General features: G+C 35.2%; 13 protein-coding genes. 2 read left to right on the forward strand and 11 right to left on the reverse strand.

The genetic code is table 11. The features are described 5' to 3' along the window. Positions 1–6: 6 nt before the first annotated feature. Genes OW492_RS13455 through OW492_RS13475 form a run of 5 tightly spaced genes read right to left on the reverse strand, consistent with a single transcriptional unit; the run spans position 7 to position 6141 of the window. The gene (locus OW492_RS13455; protein ID WP_290040681.1) at positions 7–1008 is read right to left on the reverse strand and encodes a hypothetical protein; all 1002 of its coding nucleotides are present in this window, start codon (positions 1006–1008) and stop codon (positions 7–9) included. A gap of 31 nt (positions 1009–1039) precedes the next feature. Continuing rightward, positions 1040–2218 (reverse strand): glycosyltransferase family 61 protein, encoded by a 1179-nt coding sequence (locus OW492_RS13460; protein ID WP_290040683.1) that lies wholly within the window; start codon positions 2216–2218, stop codon positions 1040–1042. Between the two features lie 3 nt (positions 2219–2221). Next, entirely contained in the window at positions 2222–3070 is an 849-nt protein-coding gene (locus tag OW492_RS13465) for a hypothetical protein (RefSeq protein ID WP_290040685.1), read from the reverse strand. A gap of 9 nt (positions 3071–3079) precedes the next feature. Continuing rightward, positions 3080–5098 (reverse strand): rhamnan synthesis F family protein, encoded by a 2019-nt coding sequence (locus OW492_RS13470; protein WP_290040686.1) that lies wholly within the window; start codon positions 5096–5098, stop codon positions 3080–3082. Continuing rightward, positions 5095–6141, reverse strand: a complete 1047-nt coding sequence (locus tag OW492_RS13475) for an HAD family hydrolase (protein WP_290040687.1) — start codon at positions 6139–6141, stop codon at positions 5095–5097. The genes OW492_RS13470 and OW492_RS13475 overlap by 4 nt, the downstream gene beginning before the upstream one ends. A 305-nt stretch (positions 6142–6446) precedes the next feature. On the opposite strand from OW492_RS13475, the gene OW492_RS13480 reads away from it, so the two are divergent. Next, positions 6447–6842, forward strand: coding sequence for a hypothetical protein (locus OW492_RS13480; protein ID WP_290040689.1), 396 nt, complete (start codon positions 6447–6449; stop codon positions 6840–6842). Further along, positions 6833–7654 carry a hypothetical protein gene (locus OW492_RS13485; protein WP_290040691.1) on the forward strand — a complete coding sequence of 274 codons (822 nt, stop codon included), beginning with the start codon at positions 6833–6835 and terminating at the stop codon, positions 7652–7654. The genes OW492_RS13480 and OW492_RS13485 overlap by 10 nt, the downstream gene beginning before the upstream one ends. Before the next feature lie 101 nt (positions 7655–7755). On the opposite strand, the gene OW492_RS13490 is transcribed toward OW492_RS13485, so the two are convergent. From OW492_RS13490 to rfbD, 6 genes are all read right to left on the reverse strand, one after another. Continuing rightward, positions 7756–8847, reverse strand: coding sequence for a glycosyltransferase 61 family protein (locus tag OW492_RS13490; RefSeq protein WP_290040692.1), 1092 nt, complete (start codon positions 8845–8847; stop codon positions 7756–7758). Positions 8848–8856: 9 nt separating this feature from the next. Continuing rightward, a complete protein-coding gene (locus tag OW492_RS13495; protein WP_290040693.1) occupies positions 8857–9840 on the reverse strand; it encodes a sulfotransferase family 2 domain-containing protein in 984 nt (327 codons plus the stop codon). Further along, the gene (locus OW492_RS13500; RefSeq protein ID WP_290040695.1) at positions 9837–13556 is read right to left on the reverse strand and encodes a glycosyltransferase; all 3720 of its coding nucleotides are present in this window, start codon (positions 13554–13556) and stop codon (positions 9837–9839) included. Before OW492_RS13500 ends, OW492_RS13495 begins: the two co-directional genes overlap by 4 nt. A gap of 2 nt (positions 13557–13558) precedes the next feature. Beyond that, positions 13559–14647, reverse strand: a complete 1089-nt coding sequence (rfbB, locus tag OW492_RS13505; protein WP_290040697.1) for a dTDP-glucose 4,6-dehydratase — start codon at positions 14645–14647, stop codon at positions 13559–13561. A 320-nt stretch (positions 14648–14967) separates the two neighbouring features. Next, entirely contained in the window at positions 14968–15312 is a 345-nt protein-coding gene (locus tag OW492_RS13510) for a four helix bundle protein (RefSeq protein ID WP_290040699.1), read from the reverse strand. A 108-nt stretch (positions 15313–15420) separates the two neighbouring features. Then, positions 15421–16311 (reverse strand): dTDP-4-dehydrorhamnose reductase, encoded by an 891-nt coding sequence (gene rfbD / locus OW492_RS13515; RefSeq protein ID WP_290040700.1) that lies wholly within the window; start codon positions 16309–16311, stop codon positions 15421–15423. Positions 16312–16340 lie beyond the last annotated feature (29 nt).

Here is a 16340-nt window from a genome sequence, read left to right on the forward strand (position 1 = left end):
AATCACTCACTTCTTTAATAAGACTTTAAGGATTGTAGTAATAGCATGATTAGCTAATTCCTCAGTCCATTCATCAGAAGAATTTTCTTGATAGACACTAAAGTCATTAGCAAATATATCTTCATTTTCATCACTAATATTGAATCGTCGGTTAAGCGCTATATTGGAGTCTTTAAATTTAGAATAAAAGTTAACGGCCTCTTGACGAGAAGGCAACATAACGTGTGACTCACCTAACTCCTTTATAATCTCTTGAAAGACTGGGTCATGTCGCTTTATCCCCATATCTCGGAGAATATGTGCCACTTTAACATTTAACAAACCAAGGCTAGTATTTGCATCTTTAACATTTACATTTTTCTTCGTAAAAGGAACAGCTAAGAAGTCCAGAAAATCACTAACGGCACAGTTATTTTTAAGTAACGCTCTATCAAACACCTTAAAAGTAACACTATCATCGCCGAACACATCACCCCACATAGCAAAGTGATTATAATAATCCAAATATGACTGAGCATTATTATCTAACGTAGGAAAAGACTTGTTATCACCACTAAAATACAAACCTTCAGCTTCCCAACTTTTTGCTCGCTGTTGATAGTGAGACAAAGCTTGACGATCTTGTCGGCGAATATAAATAAGAATTTTAATACTTGAGAAATGTGGTTGTAGCGCCGCCTTTAGCTTAACTAACTCATCACTATCATGAATCCATGAAAAACATTCAGAAGACATAACAACATGCTTGTCATTGCATTTCTTTAAATTAACTGCAAGGTTTGGGTCAATAGTAACAATACCTTGTTTAATTTTTGAATGATTAAAATAATAGGTTTGATTCACTTGAACTGTGTTTTTACCATTTTCAATAAAAAATGGAGTTACGCCATTCTTTTTAAGAAAATGTCTGTGGTTGTACATCCAATTTTGAATAGTAGATGTACCCGTTTTATGCGCGCCTATATGTAGCGTTAATTCCCGCATTGTATTTTCTCCAAAACCTTTCATCCCAAAGGACTTAAATAATAAATTCAAAACTTTACAAAATAGCAGCTAAGCGTTTATTCAAATTATCAATGGATACTTTCCACTCAATTGAATTACTTTTTTGAACTATATTATTAGCAGAAGTGTTGTAACCGAAGGTTTGATGACCACAAATTAAATCAGTATTAACCTGGTGATTAATACCAGGATTAATCTTCATTATTGGCAAACAAGTTATACCTAATGTCTTGGCAGGGTTAGGAATAAAAAATGAGTTTTGCAAACCAGAACCAGGGTTTCCAGCAATAAAGTTAGTAGTAGAAAGCACTTTTTGCATTTCAACTTGAGAGAGATCCTCTGGTACAACAATATCAAAACCAGATGAACGGAAGTACGCCTCAACTTCTTCTTCATTAAGTAATACACGTCCTTGAATAGGAGCTTTAACAGCACGTCTACTTAAATAAATACGTTTATCATTAACCAAATCGTTTTTATTATCATAACCCGCCATAAGTTTATTTAAATGTAACCAAACTTGACGAGATTCATCAGCAAAATAACAATTTCCATCACTAATAGAGATAACAGATTCAGGCACAATAAGATGCTCAAAAGTGGTTGGTTTTTTCACAAATACAATATTGTTTTTGGTAATACCCAATACCGCAAGATATTCCATCATATTAGAGTTTAAGAATTTATTTTCCTGCTCTTTATTAAAATTCTCAAACACATGGTAAACAAACTTAGTTTTTTTATTAATTAAGTTCGGTTTGTTTAATGCCAACCAAAAACGTGTTACACCTTCTTGAATAAAGTGCCCGTAATGAGGATTTAACATCCCCATATAATAATACTCACCCTTCATATACTCAGCAGGTAAGTTTGCTCGGAACGGATAAACAGGTAACTCAGAATGGTCTCTGTACCCTTTTAATACCGGTTTATAATGATCAGCAATTAAAATTGGATTTAAATGTTTATCATAGGCCCAATGTTCAAAGAAATAGCTTTTAGGAATGTGATGCGTTTCTTTATAAGGTAAAAGCAGTGCGCCATCTTCAATACAATAAGTTGGCTTGAACTTGGTAAACTCTGAACGATATAAACGAGTATCTGAAATATTAGATCCACATATAAATTTAATATGTTTCTTTAATGGCAAGCTATATTCCATACGCTCGTTAATACGTTTTTTAACAGGATCCCAATAAGAGTTATTCTTCATACATTAAATCCATGTGTATCTAGCTGAAAGGCGCTCTTTGTCATGCGTAAAAGCATTGCGTACTATTTTATTATCTATTCGCTGCTTAACATTTTTTGAATGTTGCTCTTTATAATCAAGCGAATTTAAGAATTTAATAAAATCAGGGCGCTGCTGCTTGTTTGAAGTGACGCGGTCAAAGTGACGCAACATAGGGGCTATTTCAAGTCTGATTGATTCATTGACCTTATTCTCTTTCTTATCGCCAGAATCAACGTCTAGATCAATAGTTTTGAAAAACAGATTAACAAAGCCTTTTTTATCTTTATCGTAATCCATTAAAAAGACATTCTCATCACCGATGTGCTTAGCCCAATAATCCACTAAAAGAGGCATTCTCACTTGTGCTAATTCTCTTTCACAAAACATAAAAATATTTTCGTTATCAGGAATCCCCCAATTTACTTTTACGGCTTGTAAAAAAGCAGAAATAAGGTAATCAGTATAATTCCTAACAGCAACAATCACCTTTACATTAAGCCCTTTCTCTTTAGCTTGTGTCAGCATCAAAGCAATATGTTTAGGATTATCTCGAATTAAAAATTCACTCGAAATCACAGTGCTACTTTCTCTGCTGGCCGCAAAAGTTAACAGCGCATCCCATTGCTCTGTGAACTTCGTCATTGAAAACTCAGGGTGGTTTGATGCAAAGTAGTTACTTGCACCACCAAAAAAACCGTAAGGTGAAAAGCAAGCTTCTTCACTTTTATTTGAAGGCAGTTTAAAACCAATATTTTGAATAGCGCTGGTAGCCGTTTTACCGATACCAGGATGAAATATAAGAGTTTTAGGTTGATTTAAATTAATATCCATACTGTTTAATTACTCGCCTAAGAATGGGAAACGACCGAATTTACTGATCAATGGCCCCCATTTTAAAATGTGTTGTTCGTTTAATTCATTGCCACCTGCAAATGGGTTATCCCATCCTGCGGCTTGCCATTTATCCATTGGGTTTAAAATATGCAAGTTAGCTAAGCCAAAATCGCCAGGGATTTGAGCATCGGCAACAGCGTTGTCTCCAACATGCACAAACGATCCCTTATCCGCTAAATGCTCTTTCATAAAGGCCCACATAGTACCACTATCTTTACGCAAGCCTAACTCAGAGGAAACAAATAATTGATAGCCATTTGTCACACCAGCTTTTCTTAACATCAATACAATTTGATGCTCAGAATAGTAAGTATCGGAAATAATATAAACCGTCTTTCTTTGACCAATTAAAGCATTCAGAATATCAACGACTTCATCTTTGCTTTCGATCATATCGAGATCATAAGCAAACTCCATATCAGCATAATGAAGCGACTTGGCTTGATCCCATCCTAACTCCTTCCCTAACTGTTGGTAACTCTCAACTAAGCTAACATCTCCTTTAAATTGCTTCTGCTTACGCACAGTAAATTCTGCATTATTTCTTAACTTAACAAAATCATGTGCATCCTTTACTTCACCTTGCTCAACCAAATATTGCCCTAATTTAAGCTTGGCATAATCAGGGACAAAATGAGTACGACGCACTAAAGTATCAAATACATCAAAGGAGATAATATCGAAGGGTTGAATTTTATGAAGCAACTGCTCTTGGCTACTCACATAATTTGCAAAGATATGACTTTTATCTTGAGTAAAACGTCCTAATTCAGGGTAATAAAATAGCTGCTTATAACCATTACGTTCAGCTAATAGTCCAATACATCGCTCTAAAGCATGTAACTCAGAGCCATCATTAGGTAAAGGCTCTGCAGGAAAGTCTTCATATTTATACTCTTTATCAAGCAACTGCTTTAATGCCGCTGGTTTAGCCCAAAACATACCGCCAACAGGATAAGCAATAAAGTCAGAGTGGTCTGTGATATTCCACTCATCAAAAAACTTGCTTTTAAAGGGTTTGTTCTTCAACCAATGGTTTACCCAGTCCGGCATCATCATAAACGAAGTGGGGTAATACACGCCGCATTCATCATCTTTAGCCATGTGCGTAATCGCTTTCGCAATCACATTGGCATCATTCAATAAAAACTCGCCAAGGTAATCAGCCCATTGTGTTTGCGGACGACCTGAATATAAAGACTTCTTAGAATGCAGGTGGCAGAACAAATCATAATCTAATAATTTTTGACCATACTCCACTAACATAGGCCCAAAGTTTCGACCGCGATTAGGGACAGCAACCACTTCAATATTATTCACGGTACTCAAATCGCCTAATTTCTCAATGGCCACGGCTTTTAAAGCAACATCACTTACCGATACAAACACATCTACATTCACAGGGAAGTGCTCTAAACATTGACGGTAATAATCTAAAAAATCCGCATAAAACACATGTAAACAAACCGCCACTTTCTGTGTTTTATTCAATGCTTCATCAATGTCAGTGGCTAATTTATCACTTGGTTCCCAGCGCGGTGCAAAAGGGGTATTAATACGGCCTTCTTTAATACCTGCTGAAATATAATGCTCAAGAGGACTTTGCCCAAAGTGGTAAACATCTAAATTATTTTTATGGTAGTTCCAGTTATTAAATGCAGGACTTGGGCTAACACTTGAGAAGCGACTTTTCATTAGGTAATCGTTAAACGCAGAGGTTTCTGAATCGAATGATTTATCTTGTACATCACAATACCAAGTAAAATCAAACAAACCATGCTGCTTCGCTTCTGCTAGTAAAGCAGGATTATGCCCTATAGCCGCGGGAACACTAACCCTATGACGAGGATCAGTTCTTCTCAATAATTTACCTTCGATACGTATAGCTGCTTGCATCAATTTAGGATTATTTCTAATAATACTGTTTATGATAGGAATACGTTTAACAATGGCTCTGTAATTCATATTTTTAATCCAAAAAAGTCTAATCCGTTCACTGTACCTTCGCTAGCAATATCATCATCAATAGTAAATAGCGGCCAGCTATGCGTTGGTAACATGCCTTTCTTTGTGACATACGTGGTATAAAGCGTTTCCACCTCTTCAGCAGAAAAGCTCACACCAGCTTTAATATATTGATTCATTTGTTTCAATGCACCTTGGCATACCTGCGCTAACAAATGGAACTGATGCTGAGAAGTGACTTTACGACCATAATAAGTATCAAATGTTTCATCTGGCAATGGACTTAGTCGAATATCTTGGAATTGGCCAACCGGTGCGGTTAATAAAGACTCTAAAAACATCGAACGATCTAACGGCGTATAACCGCCGCCCATTTTCACGCCTCCTTTTAAATAACCCACCATTTCCATTGTCTGCTTCTCAACCCTTTTCTTGCCTGGGTTTGAAGCGATCAAATAATGCCCTTTTGTGTCTTTCTTAAACAAAATAGTTAACAGCGTTTGAATCGTACCGCTATAACCAAGATCAACCAGGTTGACTGTTTCTACATCAAAGAAACCAATAGAAGTTAAATATTGATGATAAGCAGAGCTTGACGGTTCGATGATAGGTTTTAATTTTGCTTGTTTTTGAACTAGGAGGGAGGAAACGGTTTTAAGGTCATCCGGCAATGAAAAGGTTTGCTGAAGTTGCTTATCACTAAACACCTTTTTTAAACTAGTATCGCTTAACATAAAGCGAGAACACATCAATTCATATAAGCTCCCTTCAAACTTAAAGTTTAAGGAAAGTGGAAAGGTGTTAGATTCAGTTAAACCAATTTTGAAAAGAAACGCCCTAGAAACCAACATATACTGGCTATTATCAACACGACCAACCGTCTCACAATATTCAGAATAAGCACGGCTCAACCAGTACCCTTCTCTTGCTAAGAAAAAGATCCCTTCTTTTTCATTCACATTTTTAACTAACGTTTGATTGTAAAAGGTGAACATGGGCGAAATAAGCGTCGCCCCTAATTGCTGCAAAGATGTAATGGACATTTGACTACTCTTTAATAAATAGATGATATTAATAATAAAAATAGTTTTATAAAAAATACAGAATATACATTATATTTCGCATTATAAATTATATTGTTATAGACACACTAAATAAGAAATCGTTTGATTTAGCTTAAACATAAATCATTATTAGTGGTATTTTATATTCTGTTACATAACTTTTTTATAATATCCTTGATTCATTTAATATTTTTAAGAAAAACATTACAAAGGCTGAAAGTTAATTAATAATATCTATCTGGACAATACCTTAACCCGATAAACTAATCAAAAAAGTATAAAATATGAAAATTATTATTGTTGGAACATCAAATTCTGTAATGGGAAATAAAGGTTTTATTGAGTCTTTGAGGATTGATAATGAAGTCATACAATTATCATCAGGAAGGACGCCATTTCTATGCACATTAAAAACAATCATGCTTAATCAAAAACTTATTGAAAGTAGTGATATATTAATAATAGACCATTACATCAATGATATTAACTTTTACGTTTTAGAAAAGGGTCCTGATTATATAAAAATGGTAAAAGATTTTTACATATATCTTTCTTCGCTGAACGTTAATGTTTTAAATTTAATGTTTCCGATATTAGGGCTAAAATCCAGAAAAGCCTATAATTTTATGAAAAAATTGTTGAATACTCAAACCAATTTAATATATCCCTATTGGATTTAAACAAAGAAGAAATTCCTCGTAATTTTTTTAAAGACCACATTCATTTAAATCATAATGTATCGTATGCTCTAGGGTTATCATTAAGAAAAGCTTTATCAGAAATCAATTGGGAAAAACCCTACGGGGGTACTTGTAACTCAAATCCATTTTCCATATTAACAGCAAAAGATATAGCAAATACTGATAATGGGCTATCAAATTTCAGCAATTCATTGATTTCATTAACTTTTTTAAAGTTTCAAAAAACGATAACTTTACAAAGAAACGAAAATGACTCATTAATTTGTATTGGATATTTGTCAGATAAACGAATCAGCGGTCGTTCAGGTGTTACAATTAATGAATATGAATATGCTTTTAGCGGACCAGGCTATTATATGGAAACTATTGATAATGAGATAAAGGGAAACGTTACACTATCTCCTATATCTGGCCATAAAACTGTACCGAACCTTATGGGTAGAGGCATATCTAAAGGTAATTTTAATTATTGCTATATCTCGGAATTAGTTTTTTATAATCATAATACAAACATCGATGTAACACCTTCAATTAAAAAAGAGAATAGAAAGATACAAGTAAATGATTTTATAAGCATTGCAAGAAGAATAAATACTAAGGATCACAATTCAAATATAGACATGCAAATATCCCCTAAATCCTTAGATAAGCTAATTGATATCGCTGTTTCATTTGAGAAGGAGGATTTAAAGTTAGCAAAAAACTTGATGTATATGGCTAATTTATTACGACCAAATGGAACAGTAATCAAGAAAAAGCTTTTACAGTATGAAAATAATGACAAACCTTAACTCTCTGAGTTTACGCAAAACAAAAGAAATCTATGAACAATAATAATAGATTTCTTTTCCGAGGCTAATTAAAAAACTCACATTACAATTATAAAAATCAGTCACTTAGGAGTTATTTTTTTAATTTCTCTTTGATATTGATTAACTTTACTCTTAATTACAACTCCATCAGGCCTATGCTTTGCAGCTAACTGCATTAAATCTAATGCAAAATATATATCACTTCCTTCATGTGATATTGCAGTCTCTCGTAGCTTATCGATCACTTCATGCTTAGAAAGTTTTCTACCCAACTCACTGCTAACACTTCGTTTCCACTCATATTGAAGGTTTAACTCAAATAAGTTTAAATCGATGTTTAAATGCTTAAAAATAAAATCAAAGTTAATTATCATAGAACTATCTAATACTGAAGTAATTAAACTATGTTTAGTTTCCATTACTTCATCTATTTTTAGATAATTTCCATTTAAACCTAAAGAGTTTCTAGAAAAAATAGTAACATCTATACAGACATCAGAGCATAAAATTATTGTATGGAAAGCTGAACCTTCTATACCAGCAATTTTTTTAGCCGATGCAAACATTTCTGCTTGCTCCTGAATAGACAATAAGGTTGGGTCTATTATTAACCACCCATGATTCTTTAGAGTACATTCTATAAGCCATTCATTAGAAAAAGTTTTAAAGCCAGCTCTAGAGATCCAAATTTTTTTATTAAAAAACGGTGATTCTACATTCTTCTTCACTACTCTTAGGAATTTTGAATGTTCTTTGAGGAAAGTATCCCATATGATGTAACCACGTTCGATAACTTCTAAATCAGTAAAAGTAGTATCGCTATTCAAAAATATATGTTTTTTTTCTAGCAAGCCAAAAATACTTAGAATTTCTTTTTGGTATTGAGTAAATTGAGGCCCCCCTCCTAACCAAACTATGGGTTTATCTCCCTTATATTTATAAAGCCTAGATAAACTTTCTAACAAAAAATGCCCAAAATGGTCATACTTGACTCCTGCATAAAAACAAGGCTCACTTATAGACTTTACTTCACCAGTCATTCGAGACTGAATTGCTTTAATGTCTTTTTCAATAAAGTCTTCTTTACCATCCCTTATTCTGGTATAAGAAGGAGGCATTAACTCACCATTTTTATAAATATCACAAGAGTTATTAATAAAATATTTACTCATATAAAACCTTTAAATTGATTCAGTGTATAGAGAAAAATCTTCAGCATATAAGGTTTTAATTAATAAGTGCTGAGAGGGCGTGACAAATTGACTGTAATCTAATAATTCGTCATTGACTTCTAAAGGTGTTTTTTCTGATAACTCACCAACATAAGTAGCCTCGTTGTATGTTAGTCCAACTGATGAATTTTCTTTCTTTGGCTTTTTAGCGAATAACAACTCTTTTCCCATTAAAAAGGATGCGACATTTTCTTGCTTAACTTTAAAATCTAAATCGACACCACGAAGAAAATCAATTTGAGGTCTCCAATGTTCGTTTGAAGAGAAATGAGGGTTATTAGTTATATAATTTAAGAACTCAGAAAAGCTTACAGATCTTTTTTGATAATCCCCTTTTATATCAAAATAACAGTAAATGTTCTTTATTATGTTGAGAATATAAGGTTCGTAATCCTTATCATTAACACACGGTAGATAAAACTTATCTATGTAGCAACTAACTAACCTATCTATAGGGTTCCTTAAGACTGCAAATTTCAAATTTGAACTTTTTGCAGAATCAATATATTGAGACATATTCATCCCATATGAATCCTGTATCGTTTCATGAAACTTATTTTTATCATAACTAAATATTTCTTGTTCATTCAGTGACGCAAAATTCTTTTTAAGGAATGTACAAGCATTTTTAGGAATCCAATGGTAATCAATCCCTATTGAATTAAATCTACACAGATATGATATAGGATTAACGCTACGACCATAAAAGCCCAACCCTCCTAACTCGTCCACTTTTAATAAATAAGACTTCAAACCATCCTTATATTTATCTCTAATAATCGAGTTAATAGAGGTGTTACTAATATCTCTTAACATTGATAAGAAGTAATCAATTCTTGGTATCAAAACACCCAGTGGCATACCTAAATCCTTCAGATTTCGAGGCTCTTCTTGTGCTAAAAACTTAATTGTATTTATTTCTAATTCATTCATTTGTATAGGCCTTTTAATTCTAATACCTGCTCACATACCATACGTATATTAACTTGCTCTACTTTAGCTTTAAACTTTTTTGGAGTGTTATCGATTACTCTAATCGCTTGAGAAAGATTTAATACATTAGGCTCTATTATTAAGCCTGTTTTATCATCAACGACATCCTCTCCTATACCACCTAGATTACTTGCAACCACCCAACAACCACAAGCAGCAGCTTCTCTAGTCACTAGACCATAACTTTCTGGCCACATAGATGGTGCAAACAAGACATCTAACTGTTGGTAAAGCGAGGTAACCCCTATTTGACTAACACGTCCGATAAAAGTAACTGGTACTTTACCCCAATAGGTTTTATTTTCGTAACCTTCGGGCTTTGAATGATCAACAATCAGCATTTCAATGTTTTTAGGTTGCTCTTTTTCGATCGCCTCTTTGAGCAAGAAGTAACCTTTATGATTTGCCATACCACCAATATGCGCACATACAATTTTATCAGTAAAGTCTGTGTTCTTAGGTAACCATTCTACTGTTGAGCTGATACCGTTTTTGTTCACTTGAATATCTGGGTAACCATTTTTACTGTAAATATCAGCAAAACTTTGTGATACAGTAAGAAGCTCTTTCGCTCCATATAAAAGCGATTGATAATAATTAATACGTTCAATAGAATCGCTCAAGGATACGTTGTTAGGCAGCACCCTAGGAGCAAACATATCAGGATGTCCATCAGGATATACCGTATCATTTTGATCAATAAGAAACTGATGATCCGAAATCCACCACGCATCATGTGCGGTAATAATATAAGGTACGTTATTGTCTTTTGTTGCTTCAACGATGGAGGCCGTTAAACGTTGCACACAATGAAAGTGCACTAAATCAGGTTTTTCAAGATCTAAAAACTGCTTAAACAGGTCGTACATATTGTCATCTTTAGGATGCCAATCCATATTCTCTCTAAACAGAATAGTAGAGCGGTAAACCGTCACTCCTTGATGTTGATATGTCTCTAACTTATAAGGTGTAGTACAACGTTCATCAGAAGTGAATACCACTAACTCATAGTCATCACCGTATTTCTTTTGCAGGACATCAAAGTTATCAGACACAACACGAGTTGCACCGCCAATTGACTGTGGAGGAAAAAACACATTAACAATGGCAATTTTTTTCTTTATTTTTTGAGTTTCATTTTCAACAGGTTTAACCACTTGTTGAATATCATCCACTAATTTTTTGCCAAGCGTTTCTAAACTATATTCTGTTTTTACCCGTTGTAATGCCTTATCTGAAATTTTATGACGCAACGCAGCATCGTCGACTAATGAGCTGAGTGCCGCAGTCCATTCGCTTGGAGTTGAAGCTAAAAGAGCATCTTCGCCATCATTAATAACATCTCTATAATTGGCTGTGCTACTCAATACAGAAGGTACATTCAAACAAGCCGCTTCAAACCATTTTAATTCACTCTTACAGCCATTAGTTTCATCATCAACTAAAATAGCTAAGTTAATATCAGCTTGCTCAAGAAGGTTCCAATAAGCTCTCACGCTTTTTACCGGTGGCATCATAGATAGCTGAGAAGCAAACATGGTTTTAAAGTGATTAGGAAGCTCTAGATAACCGGCGATAATTAAGCGCGTGTTTGAATATTTACTTAATACTTTTTCAAGAGCAGGCAATGCTAACTCAATAAAGTCGCTATTATGGGCTTGTGTACCACTGCCGTAAAATATATCAATGGTTGGCTTGTCTATTTTTTTGTTACCTGAGAAGTAATTTAAGCTATCTAATCCATTTCGATGTAATAAACAAATACTCGATTTTACTAATTTTGCTAACTTATCTCGTAACAATTCTGTTGATGCGATACCGAAACGACATTTTTTGGCTAATGCAGAGAAGTTACCCGGTGCTTTGCGAAGTTCAATATGTGTATTGATATCAACATAACCTCCAAAGCTTTCAATTGGCGCTGGATAAGACTCTTCAAACAGTAAATCATCAATTTCAAAGAACGAGGCTTTACCATTTGCATTAACTTGCGCTAACGCTTTGATAACCGTTGGCACTGAAGGGACTCGGTAGAAAATAACAATATCATGTAACGAAATTTCATTTGAGTGTAGAGTTAATTCAGTCCAGTCCACTGTTTTAACAGTTTTGCCTTGTGACTCTAATTGCTCTACTTTTTGGTCAATACGGTAACGAATACATTGAGGAATATGGTAATCACCAACAATCAATACTTTTTCTGTATTTAAGTTTGATTTAAGTGTTGTTGTATTATCTGTTGAATAATATTGATAATAAGCGTTATAAATATTATCTGTGTATCTTTCCGCACAAGCTATCAATTCTTTCCGTTTATCTAGGTTACTTAATACTTGTATCTCACCTAGGTTATCTTCATATAGTTTTTGACTAAAATGATCTATCGACTCTAAAACAATAGTTTGCTCTGGATTATCTCTATTGTATTGCGTTAATAGTGTTAAGGCTCCTGTAATGTCAGCGAGTTTTTCGTAACACTGCAATAAAGACCCCAGTGCACCAAAGCTAATTTTATTATTAAGTTTATAACCATTTTCATAGGCCTTTTGGGCCGTTCTAAAATCACTTTGTTCAAAAAAAGTACCCGCAATAATTTCCATTATTTCATTTGAAGGTAGGAAATAACAAGAAATGCGCCATGCACTTCTCGCATTATGAAGCTTGGCATGATCGTTTGAGCTTTTAAATTGATTATATAATCCTAGCCCTAGCCCACGATAGAAACGCGCATTACTTTCTTTAGTACTTCCAACCTTAATAGGTTTACTCATTGACCCTTGCGCTAAATCTAAATAATCTTGAAGTGTTACCGATAATTCAACATTTCTTTCTAAAACATCGACAAAACCATAATCTAAAGGGTTAAATAGAAGGCCTGTGTGAATTTGTTTTTCCACCCAGTCTTCTAATTGCTTAATACGACCTTCCTGCTTACCATGAGCATACCAATGAAACTTAGCATCTATTTCATTATCTATACCCGCAATTAATAAGTCTGGATAGAAATGTTGATAAAATACATAATCAAAGTCAAACTGCATTTCTAAGGATTTAGCCACGAACGCAGCTTTGTTTTGGTAACGATTTTCTTCTTTGCCATTGTTTAACCAATGCTGTTTTAATTGCTCTGATGTTAATTTCGCTAAGTCAGGGTAATGGCTTTTATAAAACTCAATATCTAACTGAGTATCAATATCTTTATAAACAACAGCCTCTTTTAACTGCTCAATATTCACATCAAACGTTGCTGATTCTATTAACTTCTTGTCATCAGAGAAGAAATTAATTTTGATGCTTAACAGAGGTAATTCTAACCACTCTTTTTTAATATCTTTCTTACTTAGAGCGTAAGAGAAACTTGCATTAGGGTTAGTTAAAATTGTGCTGAGATCGGCTCTATATTCTTTACATGAGATTTCTACAATTTTGTTGGCTTCAATGAATATAACAACTGTATCGGCTTGTTTTGCCCACCCCTGAATAGAGTCTCCGACTAAACCATCAATAAAGGTATCTGGAATTTTTACAGACGTTTGAATAGATGCTGGGTTCATTACATTGTTATTAGCTTCAGATGTATTATCTGGCACAATTCCTTTTTCTGACGCAGTCATTTTTTTTGTTACTGCTGCATTTTCCATTTTATTTTTAGCCATTATTACTTCCCTTCCAACAAAGGAGTCCACCAATCTTCTTTTCCTAAGTACCATTCAACCGTTTTTTTAATCCCTGTTTCAAAGGACTCAACTGGCTTGTAACCTAATTCATTATTGGTTTTCGTTGCATCAATCGCATAACGCCAATCATGACCAGCGCGATCTTCTACAAAGGTGATAAGTGAAGCGGCTTCGCCTACTAGCACGGCTTTCGCCTTCGGGAAGCGAGATGTGAGATCCGGATCATTAGCAAAAAACTCATCCATAAGCTTACAAACTAATTTTACAATATCGATATTCGCCCATTCGTTATGCCCGCCGATATTGTAGTTTTCACCTAAACGGCCCTTGTTTAATACTAGCTCGATACCACGCGCGTGATCTTCTACGTATAACCAATCACGAATTTGCTGACCATCACCGTAAACAGGTAGTGGTTTATCATGTAAAATATTGGTAATGATTAACGGGATCAGTTTTTCTGGGAAGTGATACGGGCCATAGTTATTTGAACAGTTTGAAGTAGTCACTTCTAACCCATAAGTATGGTGGTAAGCGCGTACTAAGTGGTCACTTGCTGCTTTTGATGCTGAGTAAGGTGAGTTTGGTGCGTACGCAGTGTCTTCAGTGAAGGCTGGATCATGAGGACCTAATTCACCGTATACTTCATCGGTTGATACATGATGGAAACGGTGTTTAAGTGGAGCTTCGCCTTTCGCTTTAGGTTCATCAATCCATACTTTTTTGGCTGCTTTTAATAGGCTGTATGTACCAATAATATTAGTTTCAATAAACGCATCTGGCCCAGTGATTGAACGGTCAACGTGAGACTCTGCTGCAAAGTGAACTAAAGTATCAATGCTATGTTCTTTTAGTAAGCTTTCCACTAACGCAGTATCGCAAATATCACCATGAGCAAATACAAAATTTGGATTATCTTCAACAGAGGCTAAGCTCTCACGATTTCCCGCGTAGGTTAAGGCATCTAACACCACTACTTTATCTTGAGGGTTGTTTGCTAACCAATATAAAACGTAGTTTGCGCCAATAAAACCGGCGCCGCCTGTTACTAATAAGTTTCGTTTTTCCATATATTGTTACTACCTTTTAAACTTAAAATTATGTTCTTTGTGTGAAGGCTAAGGGGGCAGCCTTAAGGGACAAGAGGAAAGGCTCAAGGAGCAAGATGAAAGCCTCAGAGGCAAGATAAACTGTTCTTGCCTTGAAGCGAATCACCCTTGTAGCTCTAATCTTGTACCTTAAAGCAAAGCACCCTTTTAGCTTGTACCTTTAACCTTGTTCCTTGAAGCAAAGCGCTCTGTCGCTTTAACCTCGTACCTTGAAGCAAAGCACCCTTGCCGCTTTAACCTTGTTCCTTGTACCTTTAACCTTTAACCTGAACCTTTTACCTTCACATCCCTTTTCTTACTGCCATTAAACTAGCTATCATTCTTGATATTTCTTCTGCTTCTTTTACCCAAAGCATACCTGTTTCTTTTTCTATATAGTTAATTTCAATGCCAATATAAATTTGAGTTCTTAGCTCACCGCATGAACCTTTGGCATACGACAGAAAGTTAATAAACTCTTTATTACTTTTTCTCTCATAGCCCTCTGCAACATTAGATGGAACTGAAAGTGAGGAGCGTGTAATTTGATCTTTAAAGCCAAAGTCTCTTGAAGTTTGGAAGTATTTATATATTTCAGCAGATAACCTTGCAGAACGTTTCCACACATCTAAATCTTCAAATCGCATAAGCCCTCCTGTACCTTGCCCCTTTACCCTCGCACCTCTAACCTTGCACCTTTAACCTTGTCCTTTGAATCTTTAACCTTGAGCCTTGAACCTCGCTCCTTAAACCTTCTACCTCTCGCCTTCGGCGAGTTCATCCATCATTGCCGATAATTGTTTACGCCAATGAATAGTTTCAACACCGCTTGCTTGTTCAGCAGTGCTTTTATCAATCACACTAAAGCTGGGTCTTGTCGCTGGTGTTGGGTAAGCGCTCGCAGGAATTGGACGTACTGGGATTGCCTTTTCTAACATCCCTTTCTCAATTGCTAATTCTTGAATGGCTACCGCGAAGTCATACCATGAACACACGCCGGCATCAGTCCAATGTAATTTTAGTGCATCACCTATTGGTGGGTTTTGGTCGCTGGCGATTAACGCCCAAATCATTTCTGCTAAACCTTTTGCCCAGGTTGGCGTGCCTACTTGGTCATAAACGATACCTAACTGATCTTTTTCAGCCATTAAGCGTAGCATGGTTTTTACGAAGTTATTGCCATTGACGGAATAGACCCAAGCGGTGCGAATGATGGTGGCTTGCTCGCGAAGAATCTCGTTGATTTTTATATCGCCAGCTAGCTTTGATGCACCATAAACATTGATAGGATTAGTAATATCATTAGTTTGATAAGGAGTGGTTTTGGTACCATCGAACACAAAATCGGTAGAAACGTGGATCAGCTTTGCCGACACTTTTTTACAAGCGTTAGCGATATATTCGCTACCTAAATCATTAACTGCGTAAGCGGTTTCTGTATCACTTTCAGCTTTATCGACGGCTGTATAAGCAGCAGCATTAATAACAACGTCAGGTTGAAATTGCGTGATGGTTTGATCCACTTGCTCTGCATTGGTGATATCGAGCTCTTCTACTGAGCAACTAAGTAATTGTATGCCTTGTGGCGCGAGCTTTTCTAATTCCCACGCGAGCTGACCGCCCTTCCCTGTAATTAATACTTTCATAGCAACCTTACTTGTTTTCAATTGTTTGT

This window comes from Psychromonas sp. 14N.309.X.WAT.B.A12, from assembly GCF_030397575.1.
Classification (GTDB): Bacteria; Pseudomonadota; Gammaproteobacteria; order Enterobacterales; family Psychromonadaceae; genus Psychromonas.

Bases quoted from the DNA above. Each gene is read 5' to 3' on its own strand.
- OW492_RS13500 (WP_290040695.1), bottom strand. From the start codon at position 13,556: ATGGCTAAAAATAAAATGGAAAATGCAGCAGTAACAAAAAAAATGACT.
- OW492_RS13455 (WP_290040681.1), bottom strand. From the start codon at position 1,008: ATGAAAGGTTTTGGAGAAAATACAATGCGGGAATTAACGCTACATATA.
- OW492_RS13470 (WP_290040686.1), bottom strand. From the start codon at position 5,098: ATGAATTACAGAGCCATTGTTAAACGTATTCCTATCATAAACAGTATT.
- rfbB (WP_290040697.1), bottom strand. From the start codon at position 14,647: ATGGAAAAACGAAACTTATTAGTAACAGGCGGCGCCGGTTTTATTGGC.
- rfbD (WP_290040700.1), bottom strand. From the start codon at position 16,311: ATGAAAGTATTAATTACAGGGAAGGGCGGTCAGCTCGCGTGGGAATTA.
- OW492_RS13510 (WP_290040699.1), bottom strand. From the start codon at position 15,312: ATGCGATTTGAAGATTTAGATGTGTGGAAACGTTCTGCAAGGTTATCT.
- OW492_RS13490 (WP_290040692.1), bottom strand. From the start codon at position 8,847: ATGAGTAAATATTTTATTAATAACTCTTGTGATATTTATAAAAATGGT.
- OW492_RS13495 (WP_290040693.1), bottom strand. From the start codon at position 9,840: ATGAATGAATTAGAAATAAATACAATTAAGTTTTTAGCACAAGAAGAG.
- OW492_RS13465 (WP_290040685.1), bottom strand. From the start codon at position 3,070: ATGGATATTAATTTAAATCAACCTAAAACTCTTATATTTCATCCTGGT.
- OW492_RS13480 (WP_290040689.1), top strand. From the start codon at position 6,447: ATGAAAATTATTATTGTTGGAACATCAAATTCTGTAATGGGAAATAAA.
- OW492_RS13475 (WP_290040687.1), bottom strand. From the start codon at position 6,141: ATGTCCATTACATCTTTGCAGCAATTAGGGGCGACGCTTATTTCGCCC.
- OW492_RS13460 (WP_290040683.1), bottom strand. From the start codon at position 2,218: ATGAAGAATAACTCTTATTGGGATCCTGTTAAAAAACGTATTAACGAG.